Source organism: Bradyrhizobium lablabi, assembly GCF_900141755.1.
Lineage (GTDB): Bacteria > Pseudomonadota > Alphaproteobacteria > Rhizobiales > Xanthobacteraceae > Bradyrhizobium > Bradyrhizobium lablabi_A.
Genome location: NZ_LT670844.1, coordinates 4,974,940 through 4,993,853 on the forward strand (window position 1 = coordinate 4,974,940; position 18,914 = coordinate 4,993,853).

The following is an 18,914-nucleotide window of genomic DNA, read 5'->3' on the forward strand; positions in this document are numbered from 1 at the left end:
TGATGATCGAGATCAGCAATGTTTCGAAGTCCTATGGCGCGTTCAAGGTGCTGAAGAATTGCTCCGCCAGCATCGGACGCGGCGAGGTCGTGGTGATCTGCGGGCCTTCCGGCTCCGGTAAAAGCACGCTGATCAAGACCGTGAACGGGCTCGAGGCGATCGACTCCGGGGAGATTAAGGTCGGCGGCTTTCGGCTGACGCCGGGCGTTACCAACGTCGCGGCGTTGCGCCGGTCGGTCGGGATGGTGTTTCAGAGTTTTGAGCTGTTTCCCCATCTGACTGTTTTGAGCAACGTCACCATCGCGCAAACCAAGGTGCTCAAGCGGTCGAAAGCTGCCGCCGAGGAGAAGGCGCGCTCCTTGCTCGAACGCGTCGGGCTATCCGCTCACATGACAAAACACCCGGCGCAATTATCGGGCGGACAGCAACAGCGCGTGGCGATTGCCCGCGCGCTGGCGCTCGATCCCGACGTTATGCTGTTTGACGAGCCGACCTCCGCGCTCGACCCGGAAATGGTCAACGAGGTTCTCGATGTGATGACCGGCCTTGCCCGCCAGGGCATGACCATGGTTTGCGTCACCCACGAGATGGGCTTTGCGAGGGGCGTGGCGAACCGGATCCTGTTCATGGATGAGGGCGAGATTGTCGAAACCGCCGACGCGGCCAGGTTCTTCGACAATCCTCAATCAGACCGCGCCAGGAGCTTTCTGGCAAAGATTCTCAAGCATTGACCGCCGCTGGCGCGCGATTAACCGGCGCTTTACCATGTTTGCGGTACTTTTTTTGATCGAAGATTCCGATAAGGGCTCACCCTATGGCGTTCGGCGCAAATCAGCAGCTCCGTGAGGACATATGGGATTATAGATACAAGTCTTCGGCCGCCGAGAACGAAAACATATTGCGTTTTGACCAACCGGCCGCAAAGAACGCCGCAAGGGACTATGGCACAACGGCGCTCAACCTGGTGCACCAGGCTGCCGAAATCTTCAGTGGCATGGAAAATCATGCGCGCGAAACGGAAGCTCGCGCCCAGTCGCTGTGCGAAGGTTTCGCCGAGAAACTGCGACTTGCAGAAAAGCAAAGAGACGCCGCGGAGCGGGCGCGCCGCAAGGTCGTCAACGAACTCAATTGCAAGCTTCAAGATGTATCGAGAGCGCTGCAGCAGGCCCAATCGCGTATTGTGGCCGCGGAAGAACACGCGATCGCGGCCGAATTTCGCGCGCAAGCGGCCGAGGCCCAGCTTTACAAAGCCAATCGGGAACTCGCAGCCGTTGAGGAGGCTATCCGCAAGCGGCTTCTCTAAGCCTACGTCCTCACGTCGTCCGGAAACGCAGCACGCCGTCGGCTTCCTCGGCGGTCAGGCGGCCCTCGACCAGCATGTAGTTGACGTGGGCGATCAATTCGCCGGCGGCAAAGCCCATCTGGTGCACGTCGAGGACATGCTTATGAAACACCACCGGCACCAGTTCCTTCGAGGTTTGCGGTACCTCGCGGCAGGCGTCGGCGATCAGCCGGCAGCGTTCCTCGTGATGGTCGGCCAATTGCTTGATGCGTGTCTTCAAGCCGTAGAACGGCACGCCGTGGCCGGGCAGCACGATGACGTCATAGGGCAGCGTGGTGGTGAGGCTCGCCAGCGACGCCAGATACTCGCCGAGCGAGTTCTGGTCGGGCTCGACCGCCCAGACGCTGACATTGGGCGAGATCTTGCTCAGCACCTGATCCGCAGAGAGGAATAATTTGTCGGCGGCGCAATACAGCATCACCTGGTCCAGCGCATGGCCGCCGCCGGTGATCACTTTGAAGCGCCGCGTGCCGATCGAAATCTCGTCGCCATGGGAGATGCGGCGATAGGACGGCGGCAGGATCGAAACCCGCTTCAGATAATCCTGGCCGCGGCTGAGCAGATTGTCGGTCAGGTTCTCGTCCATGCCGTGACGGCGGAAGAACAGCCGCTGCGCGTTGCGGCGCTCTTCGGTGCCGCGGTTCTGATGATAGACCGACTGCAGATATTCGACCTGCGACATATAAAGCGGGCAGTCAAAGCGCTCGACGATCCACCCCGCCAGGCCGACATGGTCGGGATGCGAATGGGTCACGATCAGCCGCGTGATCTTGACGTGCTTGAGCGGGCCCTCGAACAGGGTGGTCCAGGCCGCGATCGACTCCTCATTGCCAAAACCGGAATCCACCATCGCCCAGCCGTCGCCGTCGGCGAGCAGATAGATGTTCACGTGGTTGAGGCGGAACGGCAGTTTTAGGCGGACCCACAATACGCCGGGCCTCACCTCTACCACCTGATCGGGGCCGGGATGCTGTTCCCAGGGGTATCGCAGTGCCTCGGCCGAGGACTGAACCGTGTCTGTTTTCGAATGCATCGTTTCGCGTCGCAATTTTCTCCTACCGGCTTAGCCGTACAATCGGCGCGGCGCCAGCCGAAAAAATAGCTGCGGCTCTGGGCAAAACACATGGATGCCCGTCATTCCGGGGCGATGCGCAGCATCGAACCCGGAATCTCGAGATTCCGGGTCTGGTCCTTCGGACCATCCCGGAATGACGGAGTCCGACGGCTTGTCGCTTACGCTACTACGCAGCCCGAATATTCGACAGGAACGCGTCGATCTCCGAGCGCAGCACCTCGGCTTCGCGGCGCAGTGCGCCGGAGGCGCTCAGCACTTCGCCCGCGGCCGAGCCGGCCTCAGCGGAGGCGGTCGAGACGCCGACGATGTTGCTGGAAACCTCGGATGTGCCGCCGGCGGCGTGCTGGATATTGCGGGCGATCTCGCGCGTCGCCGCCCCCTGTTCCTCGACGGCCGCGGCAATCGCGGTGGTCACGTCGTTGATCTCGCCGATGGTCTGGCCGATGTTCCTGATGGCGCCGACCGCCGAATTCGTCACCTGCTGCATATTGGCGATTTGCGAGCGGATTTCGTCGGTCGCCTTCGCGGTCTGGTTGGCGAGACTTTTCACTTCGGAGGCGACCACTGCAAAGCCGCGGCCCGCTTCGCCGGCGCGCGCCGCCTCGATGGTGGCGTTGAGCGCGAGCAGGTTGGTCTGCGAGGCGATGGTCTGGATCAGATCGATCACGACGCTGATGCGGCCGGCGTTTTCGGCGAGCCCCTGCATGGTGGCGTCGGTGGCGCCGGCTTCGTCGACCGCCTTGCGGGCGATCTCCGCCGAAGTGACGACCTGACGGCTGATTTCGTTGATCGATGAGGATAGTTCCTCGGTGCCCGAGGACACCGTCTGCACGTTCACGGAAGCTTCCTCGGCGGCGGCCGCCACCGTATTGACCAGCGCGCTGGATTGATCGGCGGTCGAGGACATGGTTTGCGCGGTGGTCTCCATCGAGGTTGCGGATTTCTGCAGGCCGTCCAGCGCGCCGCGGACGGTTGCCTCGAATTCGACGATCCGCGCCTCCATCCGGGAGGCGCGTTCGGCCTTGGCGAGGCGATCCTTGTCCTGATCGGCGGAGAGCGCGCGGGCCTCGATCATGCTCTCGCGGAAAACCTGCAGCGAATTCGCCATCGAGGCGATCTCGTCGTGCTGGTGGCTCTGGTAGATTTCCGATTCGAGGTCGCCGTCGGACAGAAGCTGCATCGAGCGTTGCAGGCTGCGGATCCGGCGCAGGATGTTGCCGCCGACGTAGAGCCAGACGAACAGCACGGAGGCTACGAAAGTGAGGCCGCCGAGCGCCAGCATCACGGTCGTCGCCAGCGAGATATCCTTGCGCGCCTGCCAGGTCGAGGCGTCGGTCTCGCGCTGCACGCCGTCGACGAGCTGCTGCACGCTGATGCCGAGGCCGACATTGAGCTTGCGGGTCTCGTCGAGCACGATCTGGCCGTAATCATTGGCGTCGAGTTCCTTCTGGCGGACCTTGAAGACGCCGGTCTTGCCCTCGCCAAACGCCAGCAATTTCAGCGCCGCGTCGCTCAGCGCCTTGGTGCCGGCATTCTTCGGCAGGAGATCGAGGCTAACTTTGACGCGTTCTTTCGAGGCCTTGAATTCCTTTTCGATCGTATCCAGCGTTTCGCTGCCATTGGCCGAGAGGCCTGCGATCAATTCGGACGCCGTCAGATGGCCGCTTGCGATGACATTGCCGAGCTGCTCCACGGTGCGTGCGGCCTCCGCCGCGTCCTCAGGCGAAAGATTGGCGGAGCCGAGGATGGCGTTGATCTGGGTCTGGGAGTCCAGCATCGCCGGGCTCGCGGCGGCGACAAAGCCCGCCTGCGCGCCGCGTAGCGCTTCGTAAAGCTTCTCACGCTGGGCCGTGGCCGCGAGCCGTTCGCGCGCCGCCGAACCCAGGCTCGTGATGGTGTCGTCGATGTTCTTCACGGTCTCGGTAAGTGCGGCGACGACCGACTTGTCGGCGCCGAGCTCGATGATCTGGCCGAGCTTTTCCAGCGTGACCGCCTGGGTTTCCTTCATCTTCTTGGAGCGCTCGTTGAGCGCAGCCTCGCTGTCGGAGGAAAGCAGGGCCGGTCCCTGACTGGCAAGGCTCGCGCTCTGGGCCGAAAGCTGCAGGCTCGCCGCAAGGCGGGGGATGTCCCGTCCGCTGAGATCGACCATGGTGCCGCCGAGATGGCGCAGCACCATCCCGGCGCCGGCGGAGATGACGATGGCCATGCCGGCGATCACGGCGAAGGCGGCAAACAGGCTGCCTCTGACACCCCATCGCGGTCGCAACAATCCCACCAGCCAGCCGAGTTTACCGATCGAAAATCGCCCCAACATGCCGTCCCCGCCCGCGAAAGTTGAATTTCGGGCGGCAGTATCGCGTTACCAGGTTAATAAAAAGTCGGGAAAATTCGATGCAGTTGGCGATTTTTGAGGGGCCTAAAAGCAAAAAGGCCGGCACGAGGCCGGCCTTTCCGTCAGTTTCTGCTGGATCAGTACTTATCAGTACTTGGCTCAGTACTCGTCTCAGTACTTGGCGACCACCGGGCCACCCCAGTTGAAGCGATAGTTCAGGCCGGCCTTCACGACATGGTCGTCGGTGGTGAAGCTGCCGAACGGGACCAGAGCGGCCGGGGTGATGAACCGGCTGCTGCCGAAGTTGTAGTACTGGTACTCGACCTTGGCCGACCAGTTCTGGGCGAACATGTATTCGATGCCGGCGCCGACGGTGTAGCCGTTCTTGTGGTCGCTATCGAACGCGAATGCGATCGGAACGCCACCAAGCGCCACGGTCTCGTTGTTGTCCGAAAAGGCATAGCCGCCCTTCACGTAGAGCAGGGCCGGACCCCAGGTGTAGCCGACGCGGCCGGTGACCGAACCGAGACCGCGCTGGTTGTTGGTGTAAATGAAGCCACCCGGGAAGATGACGCCGTTGTTGTTGTTGGCAAGCCAGGAGTACTGGCCTTCGATACCGAGCACCCAATTGGGGGCGAACTGGTAGTCGGCGCCAACCTGCACGCCGCCGAGGAAGCGGCCGTTATTGTTGTTGCCAACGGCCAGACCGTTGAAATTGTTGTTGCTCGAGAACGCGCCGCCGAGATGACCGCCGATATAGAAACCGGTCCAGTTGTAGATCGGCTGAGCGACGTAGGGAGCCGCCTTGGCATAGGGACGCGCCGCGAGATCGGCTGCGAGTGCTGGCACGGTCGCGCCGAGAGCGACGAGGGCCACAGTAGCAAGCAGGAACTTCTTCATTAGTATTTGTCTCCAACAGATTGTTTTTCGAGAGGCGCCGCGCCTCGGCGCCATCCATGGCGCGCAGATAGACAGCTTTTGCATAAAATGCTGTCACTCATCGGCCACACTCGCTGATAACCCAACCTGTTGGAGAACAACAACTTTCTGTGATTAATGACGCCTTAATGAAACCTAAAAGAAGCCTTAATTTTCGGCGGTCTCACCAGGCAAGCCCTAACATTTGAGCTACCGCTGCATCTGCATGATCTGATCCATCGGCATCATGTTGTGGTTCAGGTTCGCCATGATCCAGAGCGAACCGCCGATCACCAGAAGCACGATCAGGACGCCGAAGGCCAGCGCCAAAACGTTATTGGTATTGTCGGGCCCGGTGGTGATGTGCAGGAAGAACACCAGATGCACGCCCATCTGCGCGATCGCCAGCACCACCAGCGCCACGGGAATGCTGGGCTGCCATACCAGATCGGTGCCCGCGACAAAGAAAGACGTCGCCGTCAGCAGAATGGCGAGCCCCAGCCCGACGAGATAGCCGAGTACCCGCGAAGCGATGCCGCCACCTTCGACGTATTCATCGCCGGGGGCGAGATCGGCTGCGTGGTCGAGTTGTTCGTGTCCGTTGCTCATGCGGCGCTTCCCAACAAATAGACGACGGTGAAGACGGCGATCCAGATGATGTCGAGGGCATGCCAGAACAGTGCGAAGCACAGGATGCGGCGCAAAATGTCCGCCCGGAACCCCTTGGTGAAAACCTGGGCCATCATCGTCAATAGCCACAGGATGCCGGCCGAGACGTGCAGCCCGTGGCAGCCCACCAGCGTGAAGAACGCCGACAGGAACGCGCTGCGGGTCGGCCCGGCGCCGCGCGCAACCAGGCTGGCGAATTCCCGGCCTTCGATGGCGAGAAAGCCGAGGCCGAGAACGCAGGTCACGGCCATCGCAACCTGGAACCATTTTGCGCTTCGGGTATCGGCGGCGATCGAGGCGAGGCCGCAGGTAAAGCTCGATGCCAGCAGGAAGCCGGTTTCGATCGCAACATTGCGCAGGTCGAACAGCTCGCGCCCGCTCGGCCCGCCGGCCGTCTGCCCAAGCAGGACGGCATAGGTCGCGAAGAACGCCGAGAACATCACCATGTCGCTGAGGATGAAGATCCAGAAGCCGTAGCCGGTGACGATGCGCTTGGACGCCGGACCGCTATGCGCTGCCGCTAACGCCATGCTCCCCAGTTGATGCGGGTCGCTGCCTGCATACGCCATCGTGGTGTCGGCCATCACGCGCTCTCCAGGCCGGCAAGCGCCCGCCGCTCGGCGAGATTGGCGCGGTCGATGCGCGCGACTTCCGCCGCCGGGATGATGTATTCGTCATGGTCGCGCCAGGCGAACACGACGAACGTGGCGAAGGCGCCGATCGCGCCTACGGTGACCATCCACCAGATGTGCCAGATCAAGGCAAAGCCCATTACGGTCGCAAAGAACGCGCAAACGAATCCGGTCGGCGAATTGCGCGGCATCTCGATGTCCTGGTAGCGCGGCCCGCTGTGTTCGAGGTCCTGCCGCTTGGCGAGCGATTTCTGGTGCCAATAGGCGTCTTCGCCCTGCACGTCGGGCAGGATGGCGAAGTTGAAAGCCGGCGGCGGCGAAGATGTCGCCCATTCCAGCGAGCGCCCGTGCCAGGGATCGCCGGTACGGTCGCGCAACTCTTCGCGGTGGCGGATGCTGACGACGAGCTGCGCGATCTGAAATACGATACCGATCAGGATCAGCACGGCGCCGAACGCCGCCACGACCAGCCAGGGACGCCAGGCCGCGACGTCGTAATGCTGCATCCGCCGCGTCATGCCGAGAAAACCAAGCACGTAGAGCGGCATGAAGGCGACATAGAAGCCGATCAGCCAAAACCAGAACGCGGCTTTGCCAAGGCTGTCATGCAGGCGGAAGCCGAATGCCTTGGGAAACCAGTAGGTGTAGCCGGCGAACGCGCCGAACAGCACGCCGCCGATGATCACGTTGTGAAAATGCGCGATCAAAAACAGGCTGTTATGCAGCACGAAGTCGGCGGGCGGCACGGCGAGCAGCACGCCGGTGAGGCCGCCGATGATGAACGTCACCATGAAGCCGATCGACCACAGCATCGGCGTCTCAAAGCGAACTCGCCCGCCATACATGGTGAACAGCCAGTTGTAGATTTTCACGCCGGTCGGCACCGCGATGATCATGCTGGCGATGCCGAAGATCGCGTTGACGTCGGGGCCGGCGCCCATGGTGAAGAAATGATGCAGCCACACCATGAACGAGATGACGCAGATCGCCATGGTCGCCAGCACCATCGAGCGGTAGCCGAACAGCGGCTTGCCGGAGAATGTCGAGACCACTTCCGAGAAAATGCCGAACGCCGGCAGCACCAGGATATAGACCTCCGGATGGCCCCACGCCCAGATCAGGTTCATGAACATCATCATGTTGCCGCCGGCTTCGTTGGTGAAGAAATGAAAGCCGAAATAGCGGTCGAGGATCAGCATCGCCAGCGTCGCGGTCAGGATCGGAAATGCCGCGACGATCAGCAGGTTTGTCGCAAGCGTGGTCCAGCAGAACATCGGCATGCGCAGATAGCTCATGCCTCTGGTGCGCAGCTTGAGCACGGTGGTGACGAGATTGATGCCGGCGACCAGCGTACCGAGGCCGGAGATCTGCAGCGACCATAGATAATAGTCGACGCCGACGCCGGGCGAATAGGTCAATTCCGACAGCGGCGGGAAGGGCAGCCAGCCGGTGCGCGCGAACTCGCCGACGATAAGCGAGATGTTGATCAATAACGCGCCGGTGGCGGTGAGCCAGAAACCGACCGAATTGAGGGTCGGAAACGCCACGTCGCGAACGCCGAGCTGCAGCGGCACCACCAGATTCATCAAGCCGATCACGAACGGCATCGCGACGAAGAAGATCATGATGGTGCCGTGGGCCGAAAAAATCTGGTTGAAATGCTCGGGCGGCAGATAGCCATTCGAATGATAGGCGATCGCCTGCTGCGAGCGCATCATGATGGCATCGGCAAAGCCGCGCAGCAGCATCACCATGGCGAGCAGCGTGTACATGACGCCAATGCGCTTGTGGTCGACGCTGGTGATCCATTCGTTCCAGAGATACGGCAGGTGGCCCTTTATGATGACCCAGGCGAGCACCGCGAGGATCGCGACGAGCACCACACTCGCCGAAATCAATGGAATCGGTTGATCGATCGGAATCGCCGACCAACTCAGCTTACCGAGCATCGCTTGCTCCGAGATATGATTGCGCGGATTCGGTGGTCAGTCGTGGCCCCGGGGCGGGCGGAATCTTTTGGGTCGCGATGGCGTCGAACAGGCGGGGATCGTCGAGTCGAAAGGTCGGCTTGTCAGGCACGAGCGACTGCTGGGCGAGTTTCCAGTAGCTGTCTGCGTTCAGAACCCGATCGCTGCGCGATGTGCTCCTCACCCAATCGGGAAACGCAAGTTGCGATACGACGTGAACGTCGAACAACATCTCCGGAAAGCCGTCGCCGCTGAAATGCGCCGCGAGGCCCTGGAAGGTGCCTTCATTATCCGCGCGGAGATGCAGCCGGGTCACCATGCCGTTCATGGTGTAGATCATGCTGCCGAACTGCGGAACGAAGAACGCGGTCATCACGCTGCCGGAGGTCAGTTCGAAGTGCAGCGGCGCACCGGCCGGCACGGTCAGTGTGTTGACGGTGGCGATCCGCTGATCCGGATAGATGAAGAGCCATTTCCAGTCGAGCGATACGACCTGGATCCTGACCGGACTTCCGGTGCCTTCAACCGGCGTGGCGGGATCGAGCTGATGCGAGCCGATCCAGGCTACGCCGCCGAGCAGGATCACGGTAAGGGCCGGGATCGACCAGACGACCAGTTCGATACGCCCTGAATATTCCCAGTCCGGCCAGTAAAATGCCCTCGTGTTGGAGGCGCGAAAGTAGAAGGCAAAGCCGAAGATCGCGATGATGGTCGGCAGCACGATCGCCAGCATGATCGCGATCGAATCGATCAGGATGGTTGTTTGGGCGGCTCCGACCGGCCCTTGTGGATCAAGGATATTCATCGCCGCCCGCGATCGTTGAACCGGTAACGATACCGCTGCCCGGTCGTTCCATGGTCGTCGTCAGATTGTATTTGCGCCGGACCGCTGCTGCGACCGGGCGAAGTCGCGTGTCCCTTTCACGTCACTTGAACTTCGTGAAGCCGATGTAGGTTAGCCGCTCAGCCGACACCATTAAAATCAATTTTAGAAAGCCTCGTCGTCCGGCCGCTTGAGCGCGGAAGTGCTTGCGACACCGCGAAGATTTCATTTCTTCAGTGGCGACGGCAGATGCTTGAGCGTCAGCGGCAAAAGCTGCTCGAGGATCGCCTGCTTGCCGCCACCGCCGCGTTCGGGCTTGCTGAGCTCGCCGCCGAAGGCGAGATGGCAATAGCCATGCACCATGGACCAGACCGCCATCAGCAACCCCTGCCCATCGGGGCTCAGCTCCCGATCCGGTGATGTGCCGGTGGCGGCGCGGATCGCGTCCTTGAGGATGCGGAACGATTCTTCCGAGACGCGCACGAATTCGGCATTGCCGTGGTCGTGCTTGTCGGTGCGGAACATGAGCTGGAAACGTGCCGGATATTTCAGCGCGAACCGCACATAGGCGGTGCCCTGCTCGGTGAGGCGCCGCATCGGATCCTCGCCGCCGCGCCGGTCGGCGGCCGCCAGCGCTTCTGCGAAATCGCGAAAGCCGAGCAGCGCCACTTCCGTCAAGAGCCCCTTGGCGTCCTTGAAATGGTGCGATGGGGCGGCCGGCGAGACGCCGACGCGGCGCGCCGCCTCGCGCAGCGTGAAACCCTCCACGCCGCGCTCGACGATGATCCGCTCCGCCGCGGCGATCAGCTGACGGCGCAAATCGCCGTGATGATAGCTGGTCGGCTGCTTCGCCTTGCGCCGGCGAGGTTCTATCTTGACACTGTTCAAATCGTCCCCTAGCGTAACTGAACACTGTTAAGATCATAGCGGGCAATCGGATGGTTGGAAAGTATCTGGCGCGGCCCGGCCTTGCCATCATGGCCCTGCTGGCCGCCGGCGTGGCGCTTTATTCGCTTCGTTATTACGGCGCGCTCACGGACCGCTGGCTCGACGTCGATCCGAAAATCCACGCCGTCATCACGCAGGTGCCGGTCCGGGCGCTGACGCATATGCTGATCGCCCCGGTGGCGCTTCTGCTCGGACCGTTCCAGTTCTTTTCCCGACTTCGCGCGAAATATCCGAAAGTCCATCGCGGGTCGGGCCGCGTCTATGTCGCGGCTTGCGTGATCGCCGGTATTGGCGGGCTGGCCACGGCGCCCTCGGCGTCCGGCGGCCCGGTCGCGGGACTTGGCTTCGGCATTCTGGCGGTCTTGTGGGTCGCCACGACGCTGGGCGCCTGGCGCGCCGCGGTGCAGCGCCAATTCGCGCTGCATCGCCTTTTGATGCGCTTCAGCTATGCGATGACCTTCGGCGCGGTGACCTTGCGCCTGCAAATTCCGATCGGGCTGGCGCTGGGATTTTCGGATTATTCGGCGATGTCGGTATGGCTCGCCTATACCTCCTGGGTGCCGAACGTGATCATCGTCGCGCTCTATTCGGTGACAGAGGCATTGCGCCGTCCGCTGGCACCTGCGACGGTTTGATTTCCGCCGCAGGCAACGCCGGAAATAAGGACCCGATGTCCGATCATTTGAACCAGATTCCGCCCGCCGCTGCGCTGCTCGGCCGGGAGGTCGTCGCGGCCGACAAGGACACCGGCGAAGTACGGGTGCGGTTCCTGGCGAAGCACGAATTCACCAACCGGCACGGCACCGTGCAGGGCGGGTTTCTGGCCGCCATGCTCGATGCCGCGACCGGAAATGCCGTCATGGCGATGCTGCCGCCGGAGCAGACGGCGGTTCACACCCGCCTGGATACGTCGTACTTGAAGCCCGCGCGGCCGGGACCACTCACCGCGGTGGCGCGGGTCCGCGAACGCGATGCGCGGAGCGCGAAGGTTGAAGCCGAGCTTCGCGATGATTCTGGCACCGTGGTCGCGACCGCCCGCGCCGAATTGCGCATCCTGCCGCGTGTTCGCTGAGCGGCGTGCACGCAGCAAGTCTTGACTGGGTTTACAGGGTTTCCCGATTGAATAAATGGTGCTGCCAGACAGGATTGAACTGTCGACCTCTCCATTACCAATGGAGTGCTCTACCACTGAGCTACGGCAGCATGCCCGGGATACGAGAATCGGCCGAAACGGCCCCTACAAGGCGGCCGATCCTTGCCACAAGGACCCCGCCGGCGCAAGCGCGCGGTCGGCGCACGCGGGCCTCAAAAAGCGACAAAATCAGCCCTAGACGCCGGTCAACGGCTCCTGCCGGCTAAGCGGGCCGGTCCGGTTCCCTTTTTTCCCGGCCGAGCAAGCCGGGGGCGCGTCGCCCGCGGATCGGCGATTGCACGAATGGCGAGCGAAACACAATATGTCCCGCAAATAAGGGAGCCAGTTGGCTCCGATTGCCCGGGGCGACAAAGCGATGCCGTCGATCGGTTTAACCCGGTCCCCGGTCATATGAGCAGGTTCACGATGATGGATGAGAACGATAAGGACGACAGGCAAACCGGCGGGCATGCGAAAAATCCCCGAACCGATCGGCTGAAACTGGCATTGCGCGAAAATCTCAAGAGGCGAAAATCGCAGGCGCGGGCACGAAGCGATGTCACGATGGCGCCTTCCAATGATGATGACCTCCCACCACATGACGCCGGCGGAAAAAAGCCGGGCAAATAGCCGGGTTTGGCCGGTGGCAGGTTTTGTTACGTTCTGATGGTGTGAGACGAAGATGGGCGTGGACGGCGTGACTGGGAATAACACAGATGGCCGCGCGCCGCTCGCGGCCGCGTTTCCGCGTCGCGAGCAGACATTCCCGACGCTGACGCCGCAAGAGATCGAGCGGATGCGCCGGTTCGGCGAAGTCCGCCATTACAAGAATGGCGAAAGGCTGTTCGAGACCGGCAAACCGGGACCCGGCATGTTCGTCCTGCTGTCCGGCCATGTCGCGATCACCCAGCGCGATGGCCTCGGGCATGTGACGCCTGTCATCGATCAGGGGCCGGGTCAGTTTCTCGCCGAAATCGGCCAGCTCTCGGGGCGCGTCGCGCTGGTCGACGGCCATGCCGAGGGCGACGTCGAGACGCTGTTGATCCCGCCGGAGCGGTTGCGCGCGCTTCTCGTCGCCGAGGCCGATCTCGGCGAGCGCATCATGCGCGCGCTGATCCTGCGCCGGGTCAATTTGATTCAGGGCGGCGTCGGCGGCCCGGTGCTGATCGGACCGTCGAATTCCAGCGGCGTCGTCCGCCTGCAGAGCTTCCTCACCCGCAACGGCTTTCCGCATCACCTGCTCGACAAGGATAGCGATCGCGACGCCGCCGAGCTGATTGCCCGTTATTCGCCGTCCCCCACCGATTGGCCGCTGGCGGTGATCGCCGACGGCGCCGTGCTGCGCAATCCGAGCGAGACCGAGCTTGCCCGCGCGCTCGGCATGATCGGCGGTCCGGCCGGCAACAGGATCTACGACGCGGCGATCGTCGGCTGCGGCCCGGCGGGGCTTGCGACCGCGGTGTATGCGGCTTCCGAAGGGCTCTCGGTGGTGGTGCTGGACGCGCGCGCCTATGGCGGCCAAGCCGGCGCCAGCGCGCGTATCGAAAATTATCTGGGCTTCCCGACAGGAATCTCGGGGCAGGCGCTGGCCGGCCGTGCCTTCAGCCAGGCCCAAAAATTCGGCGCCGATATCATGATTCCGATCACGGCGAAGTCGCTCGATTGCTCGCGCAGCGATGGCGCGTTTGCGCTGGCGCTCGATGGCGGCGATACGGTACGCGCCCGCTCGGTAGTGGTCGCGAGCGGCGCGCGCTATCGGCGGCCCGAAATCCAAAACCTCGAAAAATTCGAAGGCCGCGGCGTCTGGTATTGGGCCTCCCCGGTCGAGGCGCGGCTATGCGCGGAACAGGAGATCGCCCTCGTCGGCGGCGGCAATTCCGCCGGCCAGGCCGCGGTATTTCTGTCGGGCCACGCCAGGAAGGTCCACATGGTGATCCGCGGCGGCGGCCTCGGCGCCAGCATGTCGCGCTATCTGATCGAGCGCATCGAGGCGACGCCGAATATCGAACTGGTGTTCCACACCGAGGTGGTCGGGCTCGAGGGCAGGGACGACGTGTCGCTCGAGCGCGTGCGCTGGCGCAGCCGCCTGTCCGGTGAGGAGAGCTCGGCCGAGATCCGCAATCTGTTTCTGTTTGCCGGCGCCGATCCCGCCACCGGCTGGCTCGACGGCTGCGGCGTCACGCTCGATCGCGGAGGTTTTGTCGTCACCGGCGCGCAGTCCGAACAGAATCAAGGGCGGCTGGTGGCGCCGCTGGAAACCTCGGTGCCCGGCGTGTTCGCGGTCGGCGACGTGCGCTCGGGATCGGTCAAGCGCGTCGGCGGCGCGATCGGCGAGGGCGCGCAGGTGGTGGCGGCGCTGCATGGCTTCCTTGGTGACGCCGCAAAGCCGGCGTTATAGTAAGCGCGTCATAACAAGACTGGTTACTGCAAAGGGAGAAACGCCATGGCTGACGTCGTCGTGCTGTACAAGACGCCAAAAGATCCGGCTGCTTTCGACAAATATTATGCCGAGACTCACATCCCGCTCGCGAAGAAGATGCCTGGCCTGCGAAAATTTCAGGTCAGTCGGGGACCGGTTGCGACGCCTGCCGGGCCGTCCGGCATCCATCTGATCGCAACATTGACCTTTGACAGCATGGCCGCCGTCCAGAACGCCTTCGGCAGCGCCGAGGGCAAAGCCACCGCGGCGGATGTGCCAAAATTTGCCACCGGCGGCGCGGACATCATGTTCTCCGACACCAAGGACGTCTGACGCCGTTGGCAAAAGGCTGTACCCACATCAGTGGCATTCGCACTGTCACGCCGAGCGCGCTCGGCTGCGAGGAATGCCTGAAGATCGGCAGCGCGTGGCTGCATCTGCGGATCTGCCGCAGTTGCGGCCACGTCGGCTGCTGCGATGATTCCCCCCACAAGCACGCGACCAAGCATTTCCGCGCCACCCAGCATCCGATCATCGAGGGCTACGATCCGCCGGAAGGATGGGGCTGGTGTTACGTTGACAAAGTGTTGTTCGATTTGTCGAACCGAAAGACTCCACACAACGGTCCGATCCCGCGCTACGATTGAAGGGTTGTGTGGCCCGTTGTCATAGATTGTGACAGCGCTGCAAATAACTTGAGCATCGCGCGCATTCTTGATTGGTGCCGCTTGCCTGAATTGGCGTTCATGTTCGCGCGCATGTGGCAATTTCCGGAACGGAGTCGTAGCATCACATTCGCCATCTTAAATGGGGGAGCGCGTCATGGTCCTTGGTATGAGTTTGTCTGCATTCACACTCTTGCACGTCATCATCAGTCTGATCGCCATCGTTGCCGGCATTATCGTCATGTTCGGTATGCTTGGCTCCAACCGGACGCCGGGCTTGACGGCGATATTCCTGCTGTTCACGATTTTGACCAGCGCCACCGGCTTCCTGTTTCCGTTCGAGAAATTGCTGCCGTCGCACATGATCGGCATCTTGTCATTGGTGCTGCTGGCGATCGCCTGCATCGCGCTCTACGCCATGAAGCTCGAAGGCGCGTGGCGCTGGATCTATGCGGTGACGGCGCTGCTTTCGCTCTACTTCAACGTCTTCGTGCTGGTGATCCAGAGCTTCCTCAAGATACCGGCGCTGACCGCGCTGGCGCCGGGTAACCCGCCGTCCGGACCGGTGTTCGCTGTGGTCCAGGGGATCGTGCTGGTGTTTTTCATCCTCATGATCATCGGCGCGATCAGGCGGTTCCGGCCGGTTTAGTTTTCGTCATTCCGGGACACGCGCCAGCGTGGACCCGGAATCTCGAGATTCCGGGTTCGACGCATTGCGTCGCCCCGGAATGACAGCATTCACAAAGGAGTACGCGCCATGGCGAGGATCAAGACCAAAGACGGTATCGAAATCTATTACAAGGACTGGGGCTCGGGTCAGCCGATGGTGTTCTCGCATGGCTGGCCGCTCTCGGCCGATGATTGGGACACGCAGATGCTGTTCTTCCTTCATCACGGCTATCGCGTCATCGCCCATGACCGCCGCGGCCACGGCCGCTCCAGCCAAACCGGCGATGGCCATGACATGGATCACTATGCCGACGACCTTGCGGCCTTGACAGCGCATCTCGATCTGAAGAATGCCGTTCACGTCGGCCATTCCACCGGCGGCGGCGAGGTGGTGCATTATCTTGGACGGCACGGCGAAAGCCGCGTGGCAAAGGCCGCCATCATCAGCGCGGTGCCGCCATTGATGGTGAAGACACCGGCCAATCCCGGCGGCCTCCCCAAGGAAGTCTTCGACGGACTTCAGGCGCAGCTCGCCGCCAACCGCTCGCAATTTTATCGCGACCTTCCGGCGGGACCGTTCTACGGCTACAACCGGCCGGGCGCCAAGGCATCAGAGGCCATCATCCAGAATTGGTGGCGCCAGGGCATGATGGGCGGCGCGAAAGCGCATTACGACGGCATCGTCGCCTTCTCGCAGACCGATTTCACCGACGACCTCAAGAAGATCACCGTGCCCGTCCTGGTGATGCATGGCGACGACGATCAAATTGTTCCTTATGCCGACGCGGGGCCGTTGTCGGCCAAGCTTCTGAAGAACGGGACGCTGAAGACCTACAAGGGTTTTCCGCACGGCATGCCCACCACGGAAGCGGCCACGATCAACGCGGACCTCTTGGCGTTCATCAAGGGATAATTCCGGCGGCGCGACAGACGGGCGATCAATCCAGGATCGCCCGTATCGCGGCGAAGGTTCGCTTCACCAGAGCTTCCGGTTTTTCGCACCCGCCGTCGTCGGCCCAAAACTCGGCGCCGATCCGCATCGCACCTGTCGTGATCATGGCGACCAGCCGGGCCTGAAGCTCTTCCGTTTCATGATCCGCCCGCTTGCCAAGCGCCTCCGCCAGGGCGCGCTCAAGCTTCTCGTATTTCACCTGATCGCGTGCCTGCAAGGCCGGATTGTCGCGCTTGAGCCGCGCCATCGCAATTGCTTCGCCGGGCTTAAGCTGCCTGACCGTCGCGAGGATCGCGTTCTCGGCGGCCGCGAGCATGGATTCGCTGGCCGGCCGCGCGGCGACCGCGGCGATCAGCGCCGCTGTGCTCCCCTCCTGCCACGCGAAGACGACGTCTTCCTTCGAGGCAAAATAGTGAAAGAAACTGCGGCGCGAAACGTCGGCGGCGGCCGCGATGTCGTCGAGCGTGGTTGCCTCAAAACCGCGCTCGAGAAACAGCGCCATCGCCGCCTGCGTCAAACGCTCGCGGGTTTGCTGCCGCTTGCGCTGCCGCAGGCCGGGGGCTGCCGGCAACGCGGCCTTGCCGGCTTTCTGCTTTGCTATCCTGGACTTAACCCATTCGCGCGTGCTCACCGGATTCTCTCAATTTTTCACCCCTTGCAAACTTGCACTGAGTGCACATTTAGGCCGTGCCGAAGCCATCCGCAAACGAATCGAGCCCGGAGATATAAGCATGACCGACTGGACCACTGCAGACATTCCGTCCCTGAATGGCAGGACCGCCGTGATTACCGGCGCCACCGGCGGCCTCGGCTACGAGACCGCGCTGGCGCTCGCCGGCGCCGGTGCACAGGTGGTGCTGACCGGCCGCAATGACGCCAAGGGTCGCGACGCCCTGCAGACAATTCGCAGTCAAGTTCCGAATGCCAGGATTGTCTACGAAAACCTCGATCTGGGCAGCCTTGTGTCGGTGGTCGATTTCGCGAAGCGCTTCGCGGCCGCGCATCGGTCGCTCGATCTGTTGATCAACAATGCCGGCGTGATGGCGTTGCCACAGCGGCAGACCACCGCCGACGGTTTCGAGATGCAGTTCGGCACAAACTATCTAGGCCATTATGCGCTCACCGCCCATCTGCTTCCCTCGCTTCGTCGCGGCAATCAGCCCCGCGTGGTCAACCTCTCCAGCCTCACGCATCGATCGGGCTCGATCGATTTTGGCGATCTGCAGGGCACGCGGTCCTATTCTCCTCGGAAGGCGTACTCCCAGTCGAAGCTGGCGATGCTGATGTTTGCGCTCGAGCTTCAACGCCGCAGCGATGCGAGCGGATGGGGATTGATGAGCAACGCCGCGCATCCCGGTTACGCGCGAACCGACCTGATCGCCAACGGTCCGGATGCCGGCGGCTTGGTGGGGCTGCTCAACAGGTTTCTCCAGCCCGCGCTCAGTCAATCGGCCGCCGAAGGCGCGCTGCCCACCCTGTTTGCCGCGACATCGCCGGACGCGAAGCCGGCCGGCTATTATGGCCCGAACGGGTTCTACGAGTTGAAGGGGCCGCCGGTTCCGGCGAAGATCATGCCGCAAGCGAAGGACGCCGCGGTTGCGGCACAGCTCTGGGATGTCTCCGCCCTGTTGACCGGATTATCGTTCGCGCAGATCGTGGCCGCTGCCTGAACGTGCAAGGCAGCGTGAGAGCTGGAAATCTTATGAAAGTCATCCTGTTTGGCGCGACCGGCATGGTCGGGCAGGGCGTCTTGCGCGAATGCTTGCGCGACGCTGATGTCGAAAGCGTGCTGGCGGTCGGGCGCAGCCCGACCGGACAACGGCACGCCAAGCTGAACGAAATCGCGCACGATAATTTTCTGGATTATTCCGCGATTGAATCACGGCTTACGGGTTACGACGCCTGTTTCTTCTGCCTTGGCGTCTCCTCGGCCGGCATGGACGAGCAGCGCTACCGGCATCTGACCTATGACATCACTCTTGCCGCGGCGAGAACGCTGGCAAAACTCAATCCGCAAATGGTGTTCGTCTATGTCACGGGCCGCGGCACCGACTCAAGCGAACAAGGCCGCTTGATGTGGGCCCGGGTGAAAGGCAAGACCGAAAACGATCTTTTGAAATTGCCGTTCAGGGCAGCCTTTATGTTTCGCCCCGCCGGCATCCAGCCGCTGCACGGCATCCGGTCGAAGACCGCCTGGTATCAGGCGGTCTATGTGATCGCCGCACCGCTACTGACGCTGCTCAATCGGATCGCGCCGAAATACATGACCACGACCGAGCAGGTCGGTCGCGCCATGATCAAGGTGGCGCGGGACGGTTTTCCGAAGCCGGTGCTGGAGAGCGAGGATATCCATCGCCTCTAGGCGTCATTC

The 18,914-nt window shown here is 62.4% G+C and carries 20 protein-coding genes and 1 tRNA gene; 11 read left to right on the forward strand and 10 right to left on the reverse strand.

Features of this window, described 5'->3' with window-relative positions; genetic code table 11:
• The first annotated feature begins 2 nt into the window (after positions 1 to 2).
• Together B5526_RS23110 and B5526_RS39095 are read left to right on the forward strand one after the other, a co-directional pair.
• Positions 3 to 731 carry an amino acid ABC transporter ATP-binding protein gene (locus B5526_RS23110; RefSeq protein WP_079545215.1) on the forward strand — a complete coding sequence of 243 codons (729 nt, stop codon included), beginning with the start codon at positions 3 to 5 and terminating at the stop codon, positions 729 to 731.
• An 83-nt stretch (positions 732 to 814) separates the two neighbouring features.
• The gene (locus B5526_RS39095) at positions 815 to 1,303 is read left to right on the forward strand and encodes a hypothetical protein (RefSeq protein ID WP_244562036.1); all 489 of its coding nucleotides are present in this window, start codon (positions 815 to 817) and stop codon (positions 1,301 to 1,303) included.
• 10 nt (positions 1,304 to 1,313) lie between these two features.
• Here B5526_RS39095 and B5526_RS23120 read toward each other — a convergent pair whose 3' ends face one another.
• From B5526_RS23120 to B5526_RS23155, 8 genes are all read right to left on the reverse strand, one after another.
• Complete coding sequence (locus B5526_RS23120) at positions 1,314 to 2,375, reverse strand: MBL fold metallo-hydrolase (protein ID WP_079541966.1); 1,062 nt, start codon at positions 2,373 to 2,375, stop codon at positions 1,314 to 1,316.
• 208 nt (positions 2,376 to 2,583) lie between these two features.
• Entirely contained in the window at positions 2,584 to 4,731 is a 2,148-nt protein-coding gene (locus B5526_RS23125; protein ID WP_079541968.1) for a methyl-accepting chemotaxis protein, read from the reverse strand.
• 189 nt (positions 4,732 to 4,920) lie between these two features.
• Positions 4,921 to 5,649, reverse strand: coding sequence for an outer membrane protein (locus B5526_RS23130; protein ID WP_079541970.1), 729 nt, complete (start codon positions 5,647 to 5,649; stop codon positions 4,921 to 4,923).
• 228 nt (positions 5,650 to 5,877) lie between these two features.
• Positions 5,878 to 6,276 carry a cytochrome o ubiquinol oxidase subunit IV gene (gene cyoD / locus B5526_RS23135; RefSeq protein ID WP_079541972.1) on the reverse strand — a complete coding sequence of 133 codons (399 nt, stop codon included), beginning with the start codon at positions 6,274 to 6,276 and terminating at the stop codon, positions 5,878 to 5,880.
• On the reverse strand, positions 6,273 to 6,920 hold the full coding sequence (gene cyoC, locus B5526_RS23140) for a cytochrome o ubiquinol oxidase subunit III (RefSeq protein WP_079541974.1): 648 nt from the start codon (positions 6,918 to 6,920) through the stop codon (positions 6,273 to 6,275). The genes cyoD and cyoC overlap by 4 nt, the downstream gene beginning before the upstream one ends.
• Positions 6,920 to 8,917, reverse strand: coding sequence for a cytochrome o ubiquinol oxidase subunit I (gene cyoB, locus B5526_RS23145; protein ID WP_079541976.1), 1,998 nt, complete (start codon positions 8,915 to 8,917; stop codon positions 6,920 to 6,922). Before cyoB ends, cyoC begins: the two co-directional genes overlap by 1 nt.
• The gene (locus B5526_RS23150) at positions 8,907 to 9,740 is read right to left on the reverse strand and encodes a cytochrome ubiquinol oxidase subunit II (RefSeq protein ID WP_079541978.1); all 834 of its coding nucleotides are present in this window, start codon (positions 9,738 to 9,740) and stop codon (positions 8,907 to 8,909) included. The genes cyoB and B5526_RS23150 overlap by 11 nt, the downstream gene beginning before the upstream one ends.
• Positions 9,741 to 9,983: 243 nt before the next feature.
• Positions 9,984 to 10,646, reverse strand: a complete 663-nt coding sequence (locus B5526_RS23155) for a TetR/AcrR family transcriptional regulator (protein WP_079541981.1) — start codon at positions 10,644 to 10,646, stop codon at positions 9,984 to 9,986.
• A gap of 50 nt (positions 10,647 to 10,696) precedes the next feature.
• Between B5526_RS23155 and B5526_RS23160 the strand changes: the two genes are divergently transcribed.
• Positions 10,697 to 11,341, forward strand: a complete 645-nt coding sequence (locus tag B5526_RS23160) for a DUF2306 domain-containing protein (RefSeq protein WP_079541983.1) — start codon at positions 10,697 to 10,699, stop codon at positions 11,339 to 11,341.
• A gap of 35 nt (positions 11,342 to 11,376) precedes the next feature.
• On the forward strand, positions 11,377 to 11,778 hold the full coding sequence (locus tag B5526_RS23165; RefSeq protein ID WP_154071403.1) for a PaaI family thioesterase: 402 nt from the start codon (positions 11,377 to 11,379) through the stop codon (positions 11,776 to 11,778).
• Positions 11,779 to 11,834: 56 nt separating this feature from the next.
• Here the strand turns inward: B5526_RS23165 and B5526_RS23170 are convergent.
• Positions 11,835 to 11,909 (reverse strand) — tRNA-Thr (locus B5526_RS23170).
• Between the two features lie 611 nt (positions 11,910 to 12,520).
• On the opposite strand from B5526_RS23170, the gene B5526_RS23180 reads away from it, so the two are divergent.
• From B5526_RS23180 to B5526_RS23200, 5 genes are all read left to right on the forward strand, one after another.
• Positions 12,521 to 14,236 (forward strand): FAD-dependent oxidoreductase, encoded by a 1,716-nt coding sequence (locus B5526_RS23180; protein WP_079541985.1) that lies wholly within the window; start codon positions 12,521 to 12,523, stop codon positions 14,234 to 14,236.
• A gap of 45 nt (positions 14,237 to 14,281) precedes the next feature.
• Positions 14,282 to 14,590: an EthD family reductase gene (locus B5526_RS23185; protein WP_079541988.1), complete on the forward strand. Its 309-nt coding sequence runs from the start codon at positions 14,282 to 14,284 to the stop codon at positions 14,588 to 14,590.
• A gap of 5 nt (positions 14,591 to 14,595) precedes the next feature.
• Complete coding sequence (locus B5526_RS23190; RefSeq protein ID WP_079541990.1) at positions 14,596 to 14,904, forward strand: UBP-type zinc finger domain-containing protein; 309 nt, start codon at positions 14,596 to 14,598, stop codon at positions 14,902 to 14,904.
• 175 nt (positions 14,905 to 15,079) lie between these two features.
• Entirely contained in the window at positions 15,080 to 15,571 is a 492-nt protein-coding gene (locus tag B5526_RS23195; protein ID WP_079541992.1) for a hypothetical protein, read from the forward strand.
• A gap of 108 nt (positions 15,572 to 15,679) precedes the next feature.
• On the forward strand, positions 15,680 to 16,504 hold the full coding sequence (locus tag B5526_RS23200; protein ID WP_079541994.1) for an alpha/beta fold hydrolase: 825 nt from the start codon (positions 15,680 to 15,682) through the stop codon (positions 16,502 to 16,504).
• Between the two features lie 25 nt (positions 16,505 to 16,529).
• Here B5526_RS23200 and B5526_RS23205 read toward each other — a convergent pair whose 3' ends face one another.
• The gene (locus B5526_RS23205) at positions 16,530 to 17,144 is read right to left on the reverse strand and encodes a TetR/AcrR family transcriptional regulator (RefSeq protein ID WP_244562387.1); all 615 of its coding nucleotides are present in this window, start codon (positions 17,142 to 17,144) and stop codon (positions 16,530 to 16,532) included.
• Positions 17,145 to 17,274: 130 nt separating this feature from the next.
• Between B5526_RS23205 and B5526_RS23210 the strand changes: the two genes are divergently transcribed.
• Complete coding sequence (locus B5526_RS23210) at positions 17,275 to 18,213, forward strand: SDR family oxidoreductase (RefSeq protein ID WP_079541999.1); 939 nt, start codon at positions 17,275 to 17,277, stop codon at positions 18,211 to 18,213.
• 32 nt (positions 18,214 to 18,245) lie between these two features.
• On the forward strand, positions 18,246 to 18,905 hold the full coding sequence (locus B5526_RS23215; RefSeq protein WP_079542001.1) for an epimerase: 660 nt from the start codon (positions 18,246 to 18,248) through the stop codon (positions 18,903 to 18,905).
• Positions 18,906 to 18,914: the final 9 nt, after the last annotated feature.